The sequence below is a fragment of the Flavobacteriales bacterium TMED191 genome, from assembly GCA_002171975.2.
Classification (GTDB): Bacteria; Bacteroidota; Bacteroidia; order Flavobacteriales; family TMED113.
In genome coordinates, this window is the sequence record NHIO02000017.1 from 1 (window position 1) to 19,604 (window position 19,604).

19 protein-coding genes and 1 tRNA gene are annotated in these 19,604 nt (G+C 28.9%); 10 read left to right on the forward strand and 10 right to left on the reverse strand.

Annotated elements, in window-relative coordinates; all coding sequences use genetic code 11:
- Positions 1-132: 132 nt before the first annotated feature.
- Both rimM and CBD51_001105 read left to right on the forward strand, forming a co-directional pair.
- Positions 133-660: a 16S rRNA processing protein RimM gene (rimM, locus tag CBD51_001100; GenBank protein RPG60380.1), complete on the forward strand. Its 528-nt coding sequence runs from the start codon at positions 133-135 to the stop codon at positions 658-660.
- Between the two features lie 33 nt (positions 661-693).
- Positions 694-1,269 carry a hypothetical protein gene (locus tag CBD51_001105; GenBank protein ID RPG60381.1) on the forward strand — a complete coding sequence of 192 codons (576 nt, stop codon included), beginning with the start codon at positions 694-696 and terminating at the stop codon, positions 1,267-1,269.
- A gap of 4 nt (positions 1,270-1,273) precedes the next feature.
- On the opposite strand, the gene CBD51_001110 is transcribed toward CBD51_001105, so the two are convergent.
- The 4 genes from CBD51_001110 to CBD51_001125 all read right to left on the reverse strand — a co-directional run bounded on the left by CBD51_001110 (position 1,274) and on the right by CBD51_001125 (position 5,700).
- Positions 1,274-1,888 carry a class I SAM-dependent methyltransferase gene (locus CBD51_001110; protein ID RPG60382.1) on the reverse strand — a complete coding sequence of 205 codons (615 nt, stop codon included), beginning with the start codon at positions 1,886-1,888 and terminating at the stop codon, positions 1,274-1,276.
- An 11-nt stretch (positions 1,889-1,899) separates the two neighbouring features.
- The gene (locus tag CBD51_001115; GenBank protein ID RPG60383.1) at positions 1,900-3,921 is read right to left on the reverse strand and encodes a TonB-dependent receptor; all 2,022 of its coding nucleotides are present in this window, start codon (positions 3,919-3,921) and stop codon (positions 1,900-1,902) included.
- Positions 3,884-5,086: a T9SS C-terminal target domain-containing protein gene (locus CBD51_001120; GenBank protein ID RPG60384.1), complete on the reverse strand. Its 1,203-nt coding sequence runs from the start codon at positions 5,084-5,086 to the stop codon at positions 3,884-3,886. The genes CBD51_001115 and CBD51_001120 overlap by 38 nt, the downstream gene beginning before the upstream one ends.
- A gap of 62 nt (positions 5,087-5,148) precedes the next feature.
- Positions 5,149-5,700, reverse strand: a complete 552-nt coding sequence (locus CBD51_001125) for a hypothetical protein (protein RPG60385.1) — start codon at positions 5,698-5,700, stop codon at positions 5,149-5,151.
- Between the two features lie 60 nt (positions 5,701-5,760).
- Between CBD51_001125 and CBD51_001130 the strand changes: the two genes are divergently transcribed.
- The 5 genes from CBD51_001130 to CBD51_001150 all read left to right on the forward strand — a co-directional run bounded on the left by CBD51_001130 (position 5,761) and on the right by CBD51_001150 (position 11,378).
- The gene (locus CBD51_001130; GenBank protein ID RPG60386.1) at positions 5,761-6,321 is read left to right on the forward strand and encodes a nitroreductase; all 561 of its coding nucleotides are present in this window, start codon (positions 5,761-5,763) and stop codon (positions 6,319-6,321) included.
- Positions 6,322-6,417: 96 nt separating this feature from the next.
- Positions 6,418-7,443, forward strand: coding sequence for an extracellular solute-binding protein (locus tag CBD51_001135; protein ID RPG60387.1), 1,026 nt, complete (start codon positions 6,418-6,420; stop codon positions 7,441-7,443).
- A gap of 52 nt (positions 7,444-7,495) precedes the next feature.
- Positions 7,496-9,007: an iron ABC transporter permease gene (locus CBD51_001140; GenBank protein RPG60388.1), complete on the forward strand. Its 1,512-nt coding sequence runs from the start codon at positions 7,496-7,498 to the stop codon at positions 9,005-9,007.
- Entirely contained in the window at positions 9,004-9,927 is a 924-nt protein-coding gene (locus tag CBD51_001145; protein RPG60389.1) for an ABC transporter ATP-binding protein, read from the forward strand. The genes CBD51_001140 and CBD51_001145 overlap by 4 nt, the downstream gene beginning before the upstream one ends.
- Positions 9,928-10,019: 92 nt before the next feature.
- Complete coding sequence (locus CBD51_001150) at positions 10,020-11,378, forward strand: hypothetical protein (GenBank protein ID RPG60390.1); 1,359 nt, start codon at positions 10,020-10,022, stop codon at positions 11,376-11,378.
- Positions 11,379-11,386: 8 nt separating this feature from the next.
- On the opposite strand, the gene CBD51_001155 is transcribed toward CBD51_001150, so the two are convergent.
- Both CBD51_001155 and CBD51_001160 read right to left on the reverse strand, forming a co-directional pair.
- Positions 11,387-12,766, reverse strand: a complete 1,380-nt coding sequence (locus CBD51_001155) for an aldehyde dehydrogenase family protein (GenBank protein RPG60391.1) — start codon at positions 12,764-12,766, stop codon at positions 11,387-11,389.
- Complete coding sequence (locus CBD51_001160; GenBank protein ID RPG60392.1) at positions 12,763-15,060, reverse strand: hypothetical protein; 2,298 nt, start codon at positions 15,058-15,060, stop codon at positions 12,763-12,765. Before CBD51_001160 ends, CBD51_001155 begins: the two co-directional genes overlap by 4 nt.
- A 112-nt stretch (positions 15,061-15,172) precedes the next feature.
- On the opposite strand from CBD51_001160, the gene CBD51_001165 reads away from it, so the two are divergent.
- Positions 15,173-16,459 carry a PAS domain S-box protein gene (locus tag CBD51_001165; GenBank protein RPG60393.1) on the forward strand — a complete coding sequence of 429 codons (1,287 nt, stop codon included), beginning with the start codon at positions 15,173-15,175 and terminating at the stop codon, positions 16,457-16,459.
- 19 nt (positions 16,460-16,478) lie between these two features.
- Complete coding sequence (locus CBD51_001170; protein ID RPG60394.1) at positions 16,479-17,207, forward strand: hypothetical protein; 729 nt, start codon at positions 16,479-16,481, stop codon at positions 17,205-17,207.
- On the opposite strand, the gene CBD51_001175 is transcribed toward CBD51_001170, so the two are convergent.
- The 4 genes from CBD51_001175 to CBD51_001190 form a co-directional block, all read right to left on the reverse strand.
- Positions 17,204-17,575, reverse strand: coding sequence for a DUF423 domain-containing protein (locus tag CBD51_001175; GenBank protein ID RPG60395.1), 372 nt, complete (start codon positions 17,573-17,575; stop codon positions 17,204-17,206). The genes CBD51_001170 and CBD51_001175 overlap by 4 nt on opposite strands.
- A 17-nt stretch (positions 17,576-17,592) precedes the next feature.
- Positions 17,593-17,784, reverse strand: a complete 192-nt coding sequence (locus CBD51_001180; GenBank protein ID RPG60396.1) for a hypothetical protein — start codon at positions 17,782-17,784, stop codon at positions 17,593-17,595.
- Positions 17,785-17,825: 41 nt separating this feature from the next.
- Positions 17,826-17,899 (reverse strand) — tRNA-Asp (locus CBD51_001185).
- A gap of 47 nt (positions 17,900-17,946) precedes the next feature.
- Positions 17,947-18,366 (reverse strand): 3-dehydroquinate dehydratase, encoded by a 420-nt coding sequence (locus CBD51_001190; protein RPG60397.1) that lies wholly within the window; start codon positions 18,364-18,366, stop codon positions 17,947-17,949.
- A gap of 31 nt (positions 18,367-18,397) precedes the next feature.
- Here CBD51_001190 and xerD point away from each other — a divergent pair, with 31 nt between their 5' ends.
- Positions 18,398-19,285 carry a site-specific tyrosine recombinase XerD gene (xerD, locus tag CBD51_001195; protein RPG60398.1) on the forward strand — a complete coding sequence of 296 codons (888 nt, stop codon included), beginning with the start codon at positions 18,398-18,400 and terminating at the stop codon, positions 19,283-19,285.
- The last annotated feature ends 319 nt before the right edge of the window (positions 19,286-19,604 follow it).

Genomic DNA, 19,604 nt, shown 5'->3' on the forward strand with positions numbered 1-19,604 from the left:
GAAGAACCAGCTGCTGAAGAAAAAACTGCTGAAGAAAAAACTGCTGAAGAAAAAACTGCTGAAGAAAAAACTGCTGAAGAACCGGCTGCTGAAGAACCAGCTGCTGAACAAGATGAAATAAAATCTTAATGTTTGAATCAAACTAATAAAATTCTCATAGGACATGTTGCAAAATGCCATGGATTACATGGCCTTTTTAGTATAAAACTAAATACTCCTATTGATTTATTTCAATTATTTATAAATACTCAAATCATATATATTGAAAACAATATAAATCCCATGTGTATTCAAAGTATACAGCTAAACTCAAAAGTATTTATAAAAGTCAAAACAAAAGAAATTACTAATAGAGAAAATGCTAAAGATCTTTTGAGAAAAAACATATACATTAAAATAGGTGATCATCCAATAATAGATGAAGCGTTTAACAAAAAAAATCAGCTAATTAATTATAAAATGTTTGACAAAACGCAAGGCTTAATTGGTGAAATTGTTGAAATTAATCATAATAGTCCTCAACCATTATTTATTGTTAAAAGAGATGATAAAAGTATTCCAATTCCCTTTGTTGAAGAAATAATAATGGAAATTAATGAAAACAATAATATAATCAATGTTGATTTACCTGAAGGTTTAATCGAAATATGTAGTGAATAAATAATAATTTTTTAAATTTAGAAAAAAAGCACCATGAAAAAATACATTTTAATCATCACTCTAATAATATTTTCGAGTATTTATGCCCAAAATCACCACATTGGTTTAGGTTTTAATAATTTCTCAAATATTGCAATAAATTATGAAAGAACAATTATTAGTGATTTTAACTTAAGGTTTAGTTTCTCTAGAAGCTTGGTAGATGGGGACAAATCAAATAAAAATATTTCATATGATTTTAGTGCATTATCAGTAAAAATATACACTGGTGATGATATTTTTGATTTTGATTTATACCATGGACCTGGAGTATTAGTTGGATATTATTACGAATATGATAATTTTAGAAATGAATCAACATATTACCCTCTCAATAATTCTACATATTATCAAAACTCATCGATGATTTCACCACAATATCTTGTGGGTTTTGAACGAGAATTTGGTAAAGATATATTTGGATCATTAGAACTTGCTTTTGGTGCACATTTTTTATTAAATGAACAAATGACAATACTAGAAAAATATAACCTTGGTGATTGGGTTCCATATATAGGCTTTAACATAAATATAGGCTATAATTACCCTAACTCTATTTTAAGGCTATAATAGCTCAATATTTTGTTCCAAGCACAACTAATGTTCCAGCCCAATCTTTACTAGCACATACTTGATGTGTTGAGGAATTGTCAAAACCTGAGTTTATAAATATTTTCTTCCATTCTAAGATAGACCCCTTAAACATTTTAACATTCAAATCTTGTGGCCAATTTAATGACTTTTTATTTTCAGTGTAATAATCAATACCCATAATAAATATCCCACCTTTATTTAATAAATTATCAAAAACATGATTAATTAATGATTGAGGATTATTTAAATAGTAAACTACTTCCATACTAAATATAATATCGAACTTCTCTTTAAATGAATAAATATTATTCAAATCTAACTGTATGTAATGTGATTTAGAATCATTTAACCTAGCCTTTTCTATCATTTTTTTAGCACCATCTACTCCAACAGTTTTAGTACAGTTTTTCAACTTTGACACTTTATTTACAAGCCACCCATTTCCACAGCCAATATCTAAAAAATCAAAATTAGAGTTGGTAAATTTAGAAGGTATCAATTCCAACATAGCATTTACGGAGGGTGTATGATTTTTTTCCATACCACCATCTTTACCTAGTTCGACCCATTTATTAAAGAGATTAATTGCTTTCATATATTACAAACTTAAAAAGGCTTCCAACTTAATTGGAAAAACATAGTTCTCCCCCAAGATATTGTAGAGAAATCACCAGTATGTACATCATCCTGCATAGCATAATTGACATCTTGAATATCAAACAAGTTCTTAACTCCAATTATTAAAGATGTATTTATTGAACTAAATTCCTTAAATAAATTAAAATTAAGAAGTTGATAACCAAGTTGCTCATATACAAGTAAATCATTAGAGTCATTATAAGCTTGATACTCATACTTGGATTTCCATTTCCAATTAATGTTCAAACCACAATCACAGATGGCATATTCATATTTATATGCCAAGCTTAAATTATGTCTTGGAAGATTATAATTAAAAGAAGAGTTTTTAATATAAAACATATTCCACATTATATTAAATGAGCTCAATGTATTATTTTGAGATTTTATATTCAACTTTGAAAAAACATTTGAACCATAATATATTGATTTATCTAAATTATAATAAGTGTATGCATCAGTATTTTGAATTCTAGCTAATTCAATTTTGTTATTTAAATAATTTAAAAAACCCTCAATATTAAAGGAACAGTACACTTTATCATCATTTTTAGGCAACAAGCTTAATGATAATTGAAATGCATTTGATTTTTCTGGACTAAGATTAGAATTACCAATAATATTATGATTTATGTCAATAAACTCCATAAATAACTCTTTAATAGTTGGCGATCTAAAACCTCTTGAATAGGATAATCTAAATTGATTTTGACTTTTAAAATCATACTTTAAATGAACAGAAGGGATAAGATTTGTTGAATATAATGAATGATATGGCACTCTTAAGCCTAACTGAGTTGTCAACTTATCATTTAGTTCAAAACTAGACTGAGTGAAGATAGAATAATTATGTATACTTGCAATTGTATCTTGTATTTTAGTCCCCTCAACTGTTTCATAGTTAAAATCTATACCTAATTGACTTTTATACCTAAGTTCAGTGAAACGATTGTATTCTAGTCTGTTAAAAAATGACTGAAATTTATCAAAAGTATTATAATCAGGATTTATTGTTTGTGTTGCAATATTTGTAGCTAATTCAATATCAAATTGTTTTTTTTCAAAATTTGTTTGAGAAAATGAACCTGTATAATTCCAATTATATTTCTCTTCATCCTTACTAATTTTTAAAAAATTAATATTACGATATGTCAGATAATGTAAATCTGTAGAAGTGCCTAAAAGGGGAAAAAAGTTTTCATCACCTAAATCAATCAACTCCTCAGTAAAAAAAGATGTTTTGAACTCTAATGAAGTATTTTGAATGTTTTTACGGACTTTGAAGTCAGCAAATGTTTGATCCTTTGGTTTCCAATATTTTGATCTAACACTCTCATCACCATGTCCCTCAAAACTATACTTACCTAAATTTATGTGCAAATCAACATCTTTAATAGTTTTATTAACATCCATATTAAAATTATAAACACCGATGCTTTCTAAATATGAATTAAATAAAATTGTATTTATGTCTTTTTTTGAAATTAAATTTATTACTCCTCCAGTAGAATTAGTGCCATACATAACAGAAGCTGGCCCTTTTAAAATTTCGATTCTTTCTATATTTGCTAGATTAATTTGGGATAAATCAATCTGACTGCCTTTACGACCTATAACAGGTATACCATCGATCATGATATTTATATTATTACCCTGCATACCTTGAATACTCACGCTAGTACCCAAAGCTGGGTCAACATTCAAATCAAATAATGCTTGATTACTAAATAATTCAGCTAAATCATTAGATCCGGTTGACTTAATATCTTTTGAAGTAATTAAAATTAAATTATTTACAGATTGAGAAATAGATTGACCACCTATTTGACCCGTTATTAGAACTTCTTTTAATGGATTTTGTAATACTATTGAGTCTCGATCTGTGGGAGTCTGGCAATAAATTAATCCATTAATTAAAGAAATAAAAATAATAAGTCTTCTAGTCATATAATTAGTTGACAATAATTTGTTGAACAAATATATTATCATTTGTAATTATTGTTGCAAAATAAATGCCATTATTTAAATTATTAAATTGAATTTTTGAAATAGAGCCAACTACCTGGTGTAATACTCGTCCTTTGAGATCTTGAATAATTAATTTTGAATCATTACCAACATAATTAATATTAAAAGATCCTGAATTTGGGTTCGGATAAACATTAAAATTGTTATTACTATAATTAAGAATATTGGATGGATTAAAATCTAATTCTTCGATTAAGAAAGACATATTTCCAGACTGTCCACCAGAGAAAGATTGAAAAACAATTTTAAATAAAGATTGTTCATCTTGACTTAAAACATAATATGCTCTATCTGGAATAACAGTATATTGTCCGCTATATTCTTTCCAATCATATCCGATTGTATTAATATCTGTACTAAAAGATAGATCTTCAAATTCTGGATTAAAGTCTATAAAACCATCATATTGAGATATACTATTTCCGTTTGACAAAACTCCAGTTACAACATAAGGCATAGTTTGTCCATTTAATGTAACAGAATCTGCTTCATATTTTGTAAAAACTATATCCCAATCTAAAGGTTCCCTATCAATTACTTCATTAGTTAATAAAGAGTAATACACGAATTTTTTAGAAGCATAATTCAAAGTATTAATGTTAATACTTTCCTCATTAGATCCATCTAAATTTGCAACTGAAAAATTATATTCACCATTAATTAAACTATTAATTTTTATCTTTTTAGAAAAAGAGTTATAATTAATTACATAAATACTGGATCCCTGAACAATTTGGCTTTGTTGATTATAATTTCCCCAGCCATAATTTAAACTGCCATCTGCATTACTAACAAATGCACCTATCTCCCACTCTGTTTCACTATTTCTAAGTTGCACTGCGTCAGTTGGTAAGTTTGTAATACTATTCCAATCATTAATATCATCCGAAACATGATATAAAGTTACTCCATTGCCACTATTAATTCTAATATTAGTATCATAGATGTCTGTGGAAAATGACAAATCCCAATTTGTTCTTTCAGGGAAGGCAGTAATGCCTTCTGAAAGAGAATAATAAATATCATACTGATAACCCGAACCTAATGAAAACTCAACTAATCCTTGAGCAGGAGATAGATTAAAAAAAATAAAAGTTGTTATAAAAGAAAAAAAATATTTAAACATTATCTATTAATTTTAAACACAAATGTATAAAATAATTTAGAATCGTTCTAAATTATGTATTATTATATTTCTTTATTAGAAATCATAATATCATACATCTCTATAAATAATTCTGTTGCATAATTAAAAACTATTTTAGCCTCATCAGCCATATCATCATGTAACTTATTATATATAATTTTTGCCAATTCATCTGGTTGATCAAACTGATAATAAAAACCAGTACCCGGTATCCTCTTTGCAATCATTTGACCTCCTCTTAAATCACCAAGATACCTGACATAAACATGGGCCATAAAATCATCAAAACTTTTAATATTTTCTTGTACATGTTTAACATAATTAAGAGAACTTTTTGATAAAATCTCGTTTGTATCGATATTAAATTCGGTTTTCAATTCATTAATATCGTCAAGTATATATTTACTTCTTTGTAAACGACTATCAGGTAATATATAATCAATATGATTTTCTAATGCACTATAACAGCCGTATTGATTAATTAAATATCGTAAATATGAAATAGGCGGAATAGATCCGCTCATTAATATTGATGCAAACTTTTGTCTTTCGGCATTTTTATGTTGCTGCATAGTTAATTCTTTTAAACTCATCTTTGTTTAATTCTTGGGGTTAAATTATATTTAAGTTAATAATTAAAGCTTAATAAAAAAATGTTAGATATTCAATTATCAAAATCAATAAAAAAAAGAAGATCAATATATCCTAAACAGTTTACTGGTGAAAAAATATCTAAAAGACATATTTTGGAATTGCTTGAAAATGCAAATACAGCCCCTACTCATAAAATGACACAACCCTGGTTTTTTAAAATATTTTCAGGAAAAAGTAAATTAGATTTAGTAAAAGAATTAATTAAAATCCAAGAAATTAATTCAGATGATGTAAAAGAAAAATTAATAAATAAATTTGCTTTAACAAGTCATGTTATATGTATATGTATGCGTAAAAGTGAAAATAAAATAATACCCGAATGGGAAGAAGTTGCCGCAACTGCAATGGCAGTTCAAAACTTATGGCTTTCTTGTGTAAATAGTCAAAATATAGGGGGCTACTGGAGCACTCCAAAAGGACATGAAAAACTAAACGAATTTTTAAATCTCAAGACCAATGAAAGAAATCTAGGACTATTCTATTTAGGAATATATAATCACATAACAACTCCAAAAAAAACAAGAAAAAATATAATTAATGATGTATTTTGGTACAATTAATTTATTTAGAATAAATCTAGATAGTTAATTTTTAAAATTATATTATTTAGAATTATTTTAAATTACATATCTTGCACCAATTAAAAAATAAAAATTATGAAAAAAAGTTTATTGATTTTATTATTTGCGATGTTATTTAGTTGTTCTAATAAGAATAAACAAAAAGAAGTTTTAAATATATACTCAAAAAGACACTATCAAGTAGATAAAGATCTATTTAAAAAATTCGAAGAAGAAAACAACATCACTGTTAATGTTGTAAAAGCTAGCTCAGATGAGCTTATTGAAAGAATCAAAACTGAAGGAAAAAAGTGTCCTGCAGATTTACTAATCACGGTAGATGCCGGCAAACTTTATAAAGCTGCAAATGACAACCTGTTAGCAAAAATTAACATAAATGAGATAAGTAAAAATATTAAATCCGAATTAATTGATGCCAACGGCTACTGGCTACCAATTACTTATAGAGCCAGAGTCATTGCGTATAACCCTAGAAAAGTCAATTCTGAAGAATTATCCACATATGAAGACCTTACAAACGAAAAATGGAAAAATAGAATTCTTGTAAGAACATCCACAAACTCATATAATCAAGCATTACTTTCTTCTATAGTTGCACATCACGGAGAAGATTTTGCACTAAACTGGTGTAACAACCTAGTTGATAATTTCGCAAGAAAGCCTAAAGGAAACGATAGAGATCAAATAAGAGCAATTGCTGCAAACATTGGAGACATTGCAATTGTCAACTCTTATTATATAGGACTACTACAATCCTCTCCGGATAGCTTAGACAGACATGTTGGTCAATTAGTAGAAGTGTTTTTTCCTAATCAAGCTCAAAATGAAAGAGGGGCTCATATAAATATTTCTGGTATTGGATTACTTAAAAACTCCCCTAATAAAGACAATGCAATAAAATTTATGAAATTCTTAACATCAGAATATGCTCAAACTTATTATACAAATAATAGCTTTGAATACCCCGTCATCAAAAATATTAAACCTTCAAATACCATTGCAAAATGGGGAGATTTTAAAATTGATAGCTTAAATTTGAATGAACTAGGAATAAAAAGAAAACAAGCTGTTGGAATTTTTGAAAAATCAAAATGGAATTAGCAAGGTCAATCTGCTAACTTTTTTTACACTTATCTTAGGTGCAACTATAAGTATGCCTATAATATTTATTTTAATTGAAACAATTAAAATAAATAACTTTAATTTCTTTTCAATATTCTCGGAATATCTTATAGAAACTTTTCAGCTAGTAGTATACACATGCATTTTATCAATAATACTTGCTGTAATTCCAGCCTGGATAATTACCTTTTACAAAATAAAGTACCAAAATATTTTTGAATTACTATTAATTCTTCCACTATCAATTCCAGGATATATTATGGCATTCACTTATTCAGATATATTAGGATTTAATGGTTATTTTGATATTTTTTTGCAGACTTATTTTAAACAAAAAATGAACCTAGATGTACTATCAATCGAGTGGCTTGCAGTATTCCTTGCACTTTCACTTTATCCATACGTCTATTTAACTACAAGAATTGTATTCAAAAAAATCAGCAACACATATCTTAATGTGTCTTTAAACTTAGGAGTATCTCAGTTTAAAACATTTTTCAAAATTACTCTACCATTATCAATATCAGCAATTTTGTCAGGTACACTTTTGGTTATGATGGAAGTTCTTAATGATTATGGAGCTGTTAATTATTTTGGAATTAAAACTTTTTCTGTAGGAATTTTTAAATATTGGTTTTCAATGGATGATAAAGCATCGGCTATTATTTTGTCATTTTTTTTATTAGTAATAGTAATTTTATTAATTATAGTTTCAAAAATTATTAAAAAAAATGATAACAAAATAAAACATCACATCAAAGAATCTCCAAACATTAATAAAAGAATCTTAGAAAATAAATTTTATAAAATCACAGTATATTATTTAATATCTATTCCAATATTTTTTGGACTAATTATCCCATTAACTTTCATTATAAACAATGTAAGAGTTAATTTTCATAAATACGAATGGCTAGAATTAGGTAATGTATTTTTAAACTCATTCTATGTAGCATTCATATCATCAATAATAATCACGATTACTGCATTTTTTATTCTGTGTGTAAAAAGATATACTAATAGCAAAAATATTAAAATAGCAACTAGTTTCTTAAGCACTGGATATGCAATTCCTGGAGCTATAATTGGACTGTCGGTTATGTTAATAATTCAGTATTTAAACCCAAATCTCAACTTTTTAATGGGAACAATAAGCCTTTTGATTTATGCATACATTTTTAGATTTATAGCGGTTGCAATCTTTCCTTTAGAATCAAGCTTCCAACAACAACCAATGAAATTTGACCAATTAGGGAAGACACTAAACCTCACTACTTTTGAAATCTTTAAAAAAATTAATTTTCCTTTAAGTAAATTTGCAATTATCTCTTCATTTTTACTTGTATTTATTGATGTATTTAAAGAATTACCATTAACATTAATCTTAAGACCTTTTAATTATGAAACGCTTGCAACACAAGCATATCAATATGCACATGAAGAAATGTTATCATACTCAAGTATTTATTCAATATGTATAATTATAGTCTGTAGTATTGTTATAATTATATCTAAAAAAAATTTAAAATCAGTTAAATCATGAGTTTATCTATTAAAAATTTATCCAAAAAATACGGTGAGAATTCGGTTCTTAATAAAATTGAATTTACATTAAATCAAGGCGAAATAATTTCTATTATTGGAGCTAGCGGTTGTGGCAAAACAACCTTACTAAAGTGCATAACAGGCCTCTGTGATATCGACGAAGGAGAAATAAAAATTAACTTAAAACCCATACACAAACTCCCACCTAACAAAAGAAATATTGGTTATGTTTTTCAAGAAAGTCCTCTTTTTCCACACTTAAATATTTTTGAAAATATAGTTTTTAACATGAAAAAATTTGATAGTGAAAAATTAGACTTTCTATTAGATAAAATACAAATTAAACATTTAAAAAAAAGATATCCACACGAAATATCTGGAGGAGAAAACCAGAGAACTGCAGTTATTAGATCATTGATCAGAAATCCAGATTTATTTCTATTAGACGAACCATTCACCAATTTAGATAAAGTAACAAAAGAACACACTAAAGAATTAATTTTTGATATAATTAAGGAAACAAAAACAACAACTATTTTGGTGAATCATGACATTCAAGATTCTTTAGAATTATCTGATAGATTACTGGTTTTAGATGAATCTAATATTAAGATGCTAAATAATTCTCTTAAAGTTTACTCAGAACCTTCAAGCTTAAAAATAGCTAAACTTTTTGGTGAAGTTAATAATCTTGAAATCGAAGGGAAGCAAGTTTATATTAGGCCAAAAGATGTAACTATTGTTACTAAATCTGAAATTAAAGCAGAGGTAATTCAATCTAATTTTGTGGGACAACATTTCAAAATAACTGCTAAAATTGGTTCTAAAAAAATAACCTTGTTCAATAAAAAAGAGATAATGAAAAATACACAAATTCATCTGCGTTTAAAGCAAGAAAATATACTAAAGTTTGATTAAATTATTTTAAAAATATAAATTGAAAAATGCGACATTGATTGATTATTTGGATTTATATTAAAAGTTTAGTATTTTGGAAAAAACATTCTCTTATGAAAATATACCCCTACATACTCCTAACGTTTTTTATGTATTTAAATATAAATGCACAAATCATATCTTATGAACTTGTAGAAAGCTGGTCGAAACAAGAGGTCAGTCAACTTTACTCTAGTTACTCAGTTCCTGAATCTGTTGGGCAGATTAATTATGCTGTTGATGGATATAAAGTTCTTTATTATACTCCTGATTTTGATGGAGAATTTGTTATTTGCTCTGGAGCGATTTATTTACCTGCTAATATTAATTGTTCACCTCCAGTGTTAAGTTGGCAACATGGAACTATAGCCAACAGTTACTATGCTCCGTCTAATGTGGGAAATACAGACAATGACCTAATAGGGGTAATTTGTGCTTCTAATGGATACATAGTTACAATGAGCGACTTTATTGGTCTTGGTGAAGGAGAAGGTATGCATAACTATGTACATGCTGACACAGAAGCAACAGCAACAATTGATATTATTAAATATGGCAAGGACTTAGCGACAGAAATACTTGGTGTCACACCAAATAACCAACTATTTCTTTTTGGCTACTCTCAAGGTGGACATGCAACAATGGCGGCAGTTAAAGAAATTGAAGCAAACTTTTTAGATGAATTAGTCATTACAGCTTCTGCTCCAATGGCTGGACCATATGACATGTCAGAATCTCAAAGACTCATGTTAGAATCCGGAGACGCATACCCAAACCCAGGATACTTACCTTACGTATTATTTGCTTACGACAAAATATACAATCTTTACGACAACATCAACGACGTCTTAAAAAGCCCATACAGTAATACTCTATTAGATATGTATGACGGCACATACAGTATGTGGTCAATCAATAATACCATGATTGATATTGGTGAAGAAGATTTTAATATTTCAGCCAATAGCTTTAGCCCTATAAACATTTTTAATGAGGACTATTATCAAGAATATCTCGCAAACGAAAACCATCCATTTAAATTAGCACTTATTGATAATGATGTTTATAATTTTATTCCATCAGCTCCAATGCGACTTCTTCATTGCAGTGGCGACGACAACGTTACGTATAATAACGCAGAAGTTGCATACAACTACTTCTTAGAAAATGGAGCACAAAATATTGAATTGATTGATGGTGGAAACTTTGACCATCAAGAATGCGCATCTATCGCAATTATAGGAGCAAAAGTATGGTTTGATACCATGGCAAATTTATGTGAACCAAATGTCAATATATCTGAAAAAGATATAAATAAAAAATTAGTGAGAAATATAGATCTTTTAGGTAGAAGCATTATATCTAAAAGCAGCACAAAAAACTTTATTTCTATATTTAATGACGGCACAACTCAAAAAATAGTTCAACATTAACGGATCAATCATCTTATAAGCTTTGCTATTTTTTGTTTCAACAATGTATAAGGAGGATATATAAATTTGGCAATAGAAAAATTAGACATTTGAAATAAAACTGACTTCTCGTTCGAAAAAGCCAAAAAACCTCTATTTCTCCCCACCTTACCCATCCCACTTGAATTGACACCACCAAATAATAAATATGGATTTGAGTACTGCAACATGCATTCATTTATAGCAACAGTACCTGAAGAAGTAGATTTAATAAAATACGATATTAAAGATTTTGTTTTTGTAAAAAAATACAATGCAAGTGTCTTATCATCAGATTTAATGAAATTAATAACATCACCTAAATTCGTATAACTTAAAATAGGAAGTATAGGGCCAAAAATCTCACTTTTAAGAATTGGGTTTTCTAAATCTTTAAGCTTAATTAAGGTTATAGGGAAACTATTTTTTTTGTCGCAATCAGGAGATTGATAATACAACTCTCCCCCATTTTCTAAACATTGATTTTGTAATGATTTTAATCTGTTAAGATGTTGTTCATTAATAATAGAAGCATAATCCGAATTATTTTCAAAAAACCTATCAATAGTGTTTTTAAGACACAAAATAAAAGCATCATAAATATCAGAATGAACAAATACATGATTTGCAGCAATACATGTTTGACCACTATTAACAAATTTAGACCAAATTATTTTTTCGGCTGTAGATTTAATATTTGAGTTTGAATCAACAACAGTATGATTCTTACCACCAAGCTCTAGAGTTACAGAACATAAGTTTTTTGCTGCCTCTCCCATAACAATCTTACCTATTTCAGGTGAACCTGTAAAAAAAATATGATCAAACTTTAATGAAATTAAATGACTACCTATTGATGAATCTCCATTTACAACACAAATTTCATTTTTATCAAAAATTAAAGAAACCATTTCATCTAACAACTTAGACATATTCGGTGTATGTTCAGAGGGCTTAATGACTACACAGTTTCCTGCTGCGATAGCTGAAACCAAAGGATTTACAGTTAAATTAAATGGATAGTTCCATGGGGAAATCACTAAACAAACACCCTTAGGTTCATAATATATTTTTGAGCTTGAGCCCAATAAATGCAAGGGGGTCCAAACCGACTGTCTCTTAACCCAGCGTTTTATATGTTTTAAAGTAAAATCAATATGATTTAATATGGGGTTAATTTCTGTAGCATAAATCTCTGCAACAGGTTTATAATAATCCTTTTGACAAGTTTGAATAATTAATTCTTTATTATCTGATATCCAAGCCCGTATTTTTTTAATTTTAGATATACGATCTTTGATACCTAGATTAACCAAATAACTTGAAAAATGTTTTTTTTGATTATATAATAAATTATCTAACTCTTTCAATTTTTAAAAAACATTTTTTTCTCGACAGTTCCATCATCGTAAACTCTAATCAAAATTTGACTATTTGATACCAATTCTCTACCTAAAACATCAAATTCAATTAAAAGTTTTCTTTCAAACTCTGTCTCCAAAATATTAATCGTATCATCGCCACACGCTGCTTCACACTCTTCAAGAGTCCAAAAAGGTGCGATTCCTCCGCATCCACCCCAAGAAAATTCATAACATGAAGAAAGACTAAATGCATATGCAGGAATTGCTGCTTCACACTCACCACTCTCTGACGGAAGCTCACAATCGTTGGATATGTTTAAATCAAACCACTCACATACCATTGTCTCAAAGAATCCTGTAAACAATTGTAATGAAACAGCTGAAGTGATAGTTTGTTCTGTTAATCCTAAGATATGTACAGACTCATCTCCAATTCCAAAAAAGTTTACATCTTCAATAGCCATAGTATCTCCAAGAGAATTGAACAAAATAAATCCAGGATATGGAAAACCCGCAAAACTACTATTCTGAATAGTTACTGTAATTTGATTACTATTATAGACTATAGAAGATATTTCTAAAGCATCACAACTATAATTACAAGAGCCATCATCCTCAGTAGCTAGAGAATTATAATTACTCGCCATAAAATCAGTACATCCATAAATCTCAAGCTCATCACAAATACTATCAAAATCTAAATCATTAATACATTCACCATTACAATCATAATAATCCTCTGCATACACACAGGATCCATCATCAAAACCACCTGGCAAAATTGTCTCATCGTAATTACATGCCACAGGATCTGTACATCCAGAAGAACAAGTCGAGTTCCAAAAAATATTTTGTTCCGGATCTGATATTACATTAAAATCAGCCCAAAAGTTTTGACAATTTTCTTCGGTAATTGAAGAATCGCATTCATCAGTATTAAAATTAAAACAACAGGGAACATAAAACACTCCACAATCATCCAAAATACCACAAGAACCATCATCAACAAGGGCCTCTGCATTATAATTGCTTGCAAGTTGATTAGTACAACCTAAATTCTCACTATTTCCTAAATATATATTTTCATCTCCCTCTTGGTAAGGTACATACGAAAAAGGAAGAAAAAACATTTCACAAGTAGTATAATCACACCAATACATATCTTGCGGGGGTGAGTTAGGATTTGTTGGATTACTAGATGTATTATCATAGGTTGCATATGCATGTAAAGTATATCCTTGTGGCAATTTCAACATATATTCGGGTTGATAAAAAGTTTGCCAATTAAAGTCCCAATTTGGGATGCTTATAATAGGAATTGTATCTCCATTATTCTCTGCATAAACTAGCCAAGACTTACCAATTAAATGCATATGTGGCAGAATACTTATTAAGCTCATATCAAAAGGGATTTGAAATGACTGATAATGAGTATAAACTTCATTTGCAGGTATTTGAAGTGAAATATCTACAATAGTTTCAACTTGCACTTCTCTTTCTACAGGCTGATCTTTGAAAAATAAATTAACTGAGCTTTGATCGAACTCGTCAATCGAACTTGGTGCATAATGCATTTGAATTGCAATATCAGCACCTGCAGGTAGCACTAAGCCAATATCATTATTCCATAGCGGAGGCACCATTCCAGGTGTATAACCTGCAGATAGTTGAGGAATATTACCAACACAAAAGCCACTTTCGCACTCATAACCATATTCTGGGGTAGAAGCATCTAAAGAAGCACAATCACCAGAAGTATCAATATTTACTAAAACATGATGTACTGCAGATAAATTTCCTGGTATTATTTCGATTGACTCCAAATACTGATCTTCTGTAAAATTTGTTTCAAACACAAAGACTCTATAATCATCTTGGTTATTTCCCTCAATTAAGTAAGGCTCTTCCATTGTCAATACAAGATCAGGAGTTCCAATAACCGAACCCTCAACAAATTCTGGAATTTGCGCTTCTAGTGTAGGATCACCCTGAATCATACCACTATCTACCCAATCAGAAATTAATTGTTTCTCGCCATCTGTCAAACCACGCTCACCTAGAAAGGTTGAGTAGTCAGTGTCAGCATGCCATGGAGGCATATAATCAGATTCTGTTACATATTTAATCATTGCACCAAGAGAAGCTACTTCATTGTAGCTTGTAAATGGCATAGGGCCGGAAGCACCAATCCTGTGACATTCCGTACAATTATTGTAAATAATTGGGGATATATCTTCACTAAAATTTATTTGTGAACATAATAATCCTGGAAAAATAAAAAATAAAAAAATCTTTTTCATAATTTTGACAAAGTTTAAATTAAAGGAATTATAACGATTATAATTGTGATTTGTTTATTATAAATTGCTTTTTAATAAAACATTCTAACAAAGATAAATAAATTTAATCAATATGAGAAGTACTATAACATGTGATATGGAAGGTGTAATTGAAACAATGAATGAAGGTGCAGAAAAAATTTTTGGATATAAAAAAGAAGAATTAATTGGAAAAAAAAGAGTCTCTCTCTTTTCACCTGGTGAAATTGTATTACAGAATGTAGCTGGATGGCTTGATACAGCTGTAAAAGAAGGTGAATATAAAGGAGAAACATATTTTGTTAATAAACAAGGAGAAAAAATAAATGCAAAAATTAGAATTACTCCAACATTTTCTGACGGAAAAGATAAACCACAAACAGGTTATTGTGGTGTAACAGAAGTTATAGAAAAAGAAGTTCAGGTGCCTATTAATTTCTCTACAAAATTAATCAAAGGTTTAGCAATTACTCGAATGCCATTTACATCCGCATCCTTACTACCTGTTGCTGTAGTTGGTGCTTATTTTGCAGGATTTGGAGATGGACTTTTCAATATCCCTCTATTTGTTTTAACATTATTCGGTATTCTTATTGCACATTTAGGCATCAATGTATTTAATGACTACTTTGATGTTAAAGATGGAACAGATGAAGCAAATGCAGAATACTTCCAACAAGTTTCAGGTGGAAGTAGAGCAATTGAACTAGGACTAATTAGTTTAGCAGGCACAAGAAAATTAGCAATAATTCTTATATTAATTGCTCTAATAATTGGTGGATATATTGTAACAAATGTAAACCCTGCAAACATGAATGGAGTATGGCAAATTCTAATTTCGGGTTTACTGCTTGGATACTTCTATACAGCTAAACCATTAAGACTAGTTGCTCGACGAGGACTAGGTGAAATCGCAATTTTCCTAGCATTTGGACCACTTTTAACCCTAGGCACAGGTTTTGCAATTTTTAAAGGAGATTTTGCTAGTAGTGAGCATTTTTTGAATTGCATGCTTATGGGAATACCAATGGGGCTATTAACAACAAACATATTATTAATAAATGAATTTCCTGACATGAAAAGTGATGCTACTACTGGAAAAAACCACCTTGTCGTTACCTTTGGAAAAAAAGCAAGTAGATGGATTTACCTTTTATTCTTAATTTTAGCTGTAGGATCATCTTTCTATATGTATCAAACAATTGGCAATCAATATTTACTAATTCCGACTGTTTTTTGTCTTTTATTTGGACTCTATATTTTTAAACACATATTAAAACATTATGAAATGAGATCTCTTGTAGATGCTAATTGGAAAACAATAGGTCTTCAAGCACTTTACTCTATTATACTATGTGTTTGTTTATTGTTAGGGTTTTAAAATCATAAAACATATAAAAATGAAGAACTTATTACTTTCTATATTATCTATAATTTCACTATTATGCTTCTCTCAAACTACCCATACTGTTAATGGGGGAATGTCAGGCAATACATTTTACTTTACCCCTGAAAATCTCATTATAGAACAAGGTGACAATGTAGTATGGATTAACGATTCAGGTTGTCACGATGTAAATGGAACAACTAATTCAATCACCAATGAACCTTTTAACAATCCTGAAAGCTTTGCTTCTGATGTGACATGCGAAGTTGGAGCCGTAATTTTTGCTTATACATTTAATGTGCCAGGCCTATATAATTATGACTGTTCAATAGGCTCACATGCCGTAAACGGTATGATTGGAACCATTACAGTTAATGAAACTGAACCTGAATGTGAAGATGATAATTCTTTAATTGAGGAATACTTTGGAAACTTCTTCATTTCTGATTGTACTGCTCTTGTAAATTATTTAAGCTCAAATTATGGATACGACTTAGTCACATCATGTAACTGGGACGGTCAACCAATGAACGATTTTGGGAGCTTAACTATAGCAGATATATGTGAATGTACATGTACAGAAACACAAAACTCATCAGTTTTTGAGTCTCAAATAGCTAAAAAAGAAAAATATTTATTTTCTATTAATACACACGGTTCAACTATTGAAAGGAACGGGAAAGCTATTGTTTTTGATGTGTATAATTCAGGAAAAGTAGTTAAAAAAATAATTATAAATTAACTTTTTTTGATACTAAAGCCCAAAAAAAGCCAACTACAAATTAAAGACAACCCACCAATAGGAGTAACCATTCCCCACACTGAACTATTGGTAAAGCACAACATATATAAAGACCCTGAAAATAAAAACAATCCTATTGTAGAGGAGTAGAATGCATAATTAATAATAGGTCTATAAGCATAATCAAACAACAGGCCTATAATTAATATTAAAAAAACATGATAAAAGTGGTATCGAACAGCTGTATTATAAGTTTCAAGTCTATCTATAGATATTAAGTAGTCTTCAAATAAATGAGAACCAACAGCGCCTAAAAGAACTGCTAAAGCACCTAAAAATGAGCCTGTCATCAATATAAACTTGTTCATTAAAAAAAATATAACAATTAAAAGATACTCTTAATAAGTTCTAACCCCCCTTTAGCGATCACTAACCACATAAGACCTTTACCAAGAAAAAACATAAACAAAACTAAGGCGACACTCCAACCTTTTTTTTGAATTAAAACTCGTAGACCATCTTTCTTATAGATTTCTTTCCACTCATTGAACCATTTAAATACTATAAAATTCTTCATCAAACATAATTTATAAAAAAAGCCGTACTACGGCTTTAGTGCGGTCTGGACGGGACTCGAACCCGCGACCCCCTGCGTGACAGGCAGGTATTCTAACCAACTGAACTACCAGACCATTAATTAGAAATGCAAATATATATTATTTTAAATTTTCACACAATACTATTGTTGAATTATATTATTAAGTGCTAAACGATAAACATCTAAACCTAGTCCAACAATAGATCCTTTACAAAATTTGGTTAAAAGAGATTTTCTTCTAAATTCTTCTCTTGCGTAAATATTAGAAATATGAACTTCAATCACTGGAGTTGTAATTAAATCAATACAATCTGCTATTGAAACAGAAGAATGTGAATACCCACCAGCATTTAACACGATATAATCAAAAGAGAATCCAACTTCTTGAAGTTTATTAATTAAATCTCCTTCAACATTAGATTGATAATAATATAAATCTAATGTCTTAAAACTTGAATACAAGGATTGTAAATAATCATCAAAAGATAATCCTCCATATATTTTCTCGTTTCTTATTTTTAATAAATTAAGATTTGGACCATTGATTATAATTACTTTCATTATTTTATATTTATAGTTATAAATATATTAAATGAACTGGAAAAACTGTTTAAAATCTTACTATAACTATATACTTATTGAGAGAAATTTATCTGTGAACAGCGTAAAAGCATACATGAATGATTTACAACAATTTGCAAAATTCAATAATAGTATAAAGCCATTAAAAATTAATAGACAACATATTTTGAATTATATTAATGATATTAACAACAAAAATATAAATCCTCGAACCCAAGCAAGAATTCTATCTAGTATAAAAAGCTTTTATAATTTTTTAATATTTGATAATAAAATTAAGGATGATCCATGCAAACATATTTCCTCCCCAAAGATAGGCTCTAAATTACCTGAAATTTTAACTGTTAAAGAAGTTGATTTAATTATTAAATGTATAGATCTAAGTGAAGAATATGGAGAAAGAAATAGAGCAATTATTGAATGTTTATATTCATGTGGACTTAGAGTATCTGAACTTGTTTCATTAAAAATTTCTAATATTGAACATGATGATAGGATAATTAAAGTGATTGGAAAAGGAAAAAAACAAAGGATAATACCACTAAGTTCAACTTTATATAAATATCTTAAAGATTATGTCAAATATATTAGATCTAAACAAACACCTAATAAGGAAAATATCGATATTATCTTTTTAAATAGAAGAAATAAAAAATTATCAAGGGTAATGATTTTCAACATTGTTAAAAAATATTCAAATTTAGCTGGAATTAAAAAAAATGTAAGTCCACATACTTTTAGACATTCATTTGCAACACATCTAGTTGAAGGGGGAGCAGATTTAAGAGTGGTGCAAGAAATGCTTGGACATGCAAATATTACTACAACAGAAATATACACACATTTAAACAATCAATATTTAAGAGAAGAAATCATAAACTATCATCCTCGCGCATAAATGGAACTAATAAATCTGCTACTACTTGAGATACGTGTCTAATAGAATGAACTCCTTCTAAAGAAGGTCCTGCGCACCAAACAGATTTATATGTAGCCTCAAGTGCTGATTTTCTAAACATCTGAGTTCCTTTAAGCCACCTAAAGGCCTTGAAATATTTTTTTAACCACTTGTTCTTAAACAAGAATCTCTCAATACGATTTGCTTTCAATGTCATATTTTGCACATAGGGAGTATTAATAATTGTACATTGTGAACCACTAATTCTATCAGTTACTACAATATCCTTCGCACTGTAGTCTACTATAGCTTGCTTATA

What these genes read in the sequence shown, in the direction of transcription:
- CBD51_001105 (RPG60381.1), top strand. Translation starts at nt 694, where the DNA reads ATGAAAAAATACATTTTAATCATCACTCTAATAATATTTTCGAGTATT.
- CBD51_001110 (RPG60382.1), bottom strand. Translation starts at nt 1,888, where the DNA reads ATGAAAGCAATTAATCTCTTTAATAAATGGGTCGAACTAGGTAAAGAT.
- CBD51_001115 (RPG60383.1), bottom strand. Translation starts at nt 3,921, where the DNA reads ATGATAATATATTTGTTCAACAAATTATTGTCAACTAATTATATGACT.
- CBD51_001120 (RPG60384.1), bottom strand. Translation starts at nt 5,086, where the DNA reads ATGTTTAAATATTTTTTTTCTTTTATAACAACTTTTATTTTTTTTAAT.
- CBD51_001125 (RPG60385.1), bottom strand. Translation starts at nt 5,700, where the DNA reads ATGAGTTTAAAAGAATTAACTATGCAGCAACATAAAAATGCCGAAAGA.
- CBD51_001130 (RPG60386.1), top strand. Translation starts at nt 5,761, where the DNA reads ATGTTAGATATTCAATTATCAAAATCAATAAAAAAAAGAAGATCAATA.
- CBD51_001135 (RPG60387.1), top strand. Translation starts at nt 6,418, where the DNA reads ATGAAAAAAAGTTTATTGATTTTATTATTTGCGATGTTATTTAGTTGT.
- CBD51_001140 (RPG60388.1), top strand. Translation starts at nt 7,496, where the DNA reads ATGCCTATAATATTTATTTTAATTGAAACAATTAAAATAAATAACTTT.
- CBD51_001145 (RPG60389.1), top strand. Translation starts at nt 9,004, where the DNA reads ATGAGTTTATCTATTAAAAATTTATCCAAAAAATACGGTGAGAATTCG.
- CBD51_001150 (RPG60390.1), top strand. Translation starts at nt 10,020, where the DNA reads ATGAAAATATACCCCTACATACTCCTAACGTTTTTTATGTATTTAAAT.
- CBD51_001160 (RPG60392.1), bottom strand. Translation starts at nt 15,060, where the DNA reads ATGAAAAAGATTTTTTTATTTTTTATTTTTCCAGGATTATTATGTTCA.
- CBD51_001165 (RPG60393.1), top strand. Translation starts at nt 15,173, where the DNA reads ATGAGAAGTACTATAACATGTGATATGGAAGGTGTAATTGAAACAATG.
- CBD51_001170 (RPG60394.1), top strand. Translation starts at nt 16,479, where the DNA reads ATGAAGAACTTATTACTTTCTATATTATCTATAATTTCACTATTATGC.
- CBD51_001175 (RPG60395.1), bottom strand. Translation starts at nt 17,575, where the DNA reads ATGAACAAGTTTATATTGATGACAGGCTCATTTTTAGGTGCTTTAGCA.
- CBD51_001180 (RPG60396.1), bottom strand. Translation starts at nt 17,784, where the DNA reads ATGAAGAATTTTATAGTATTTAAATGGTTCAATGAGTGGAAAGAAATC.
- CBD51_001190 (RPG60397.1), bottom strand. Translation starts at nt 18,366, where the DNA reads ATGAAAGTAATTATAATCAATGGTCCAAATCTTAATTTATTAAAAATA.
- xerD (RPG60398.1), top strand. Translation starts at nt 18,398, where the DNA reads ATGAACTGGAAAAACTGTTTAAAATCTTACTATAACTATATACTTATT.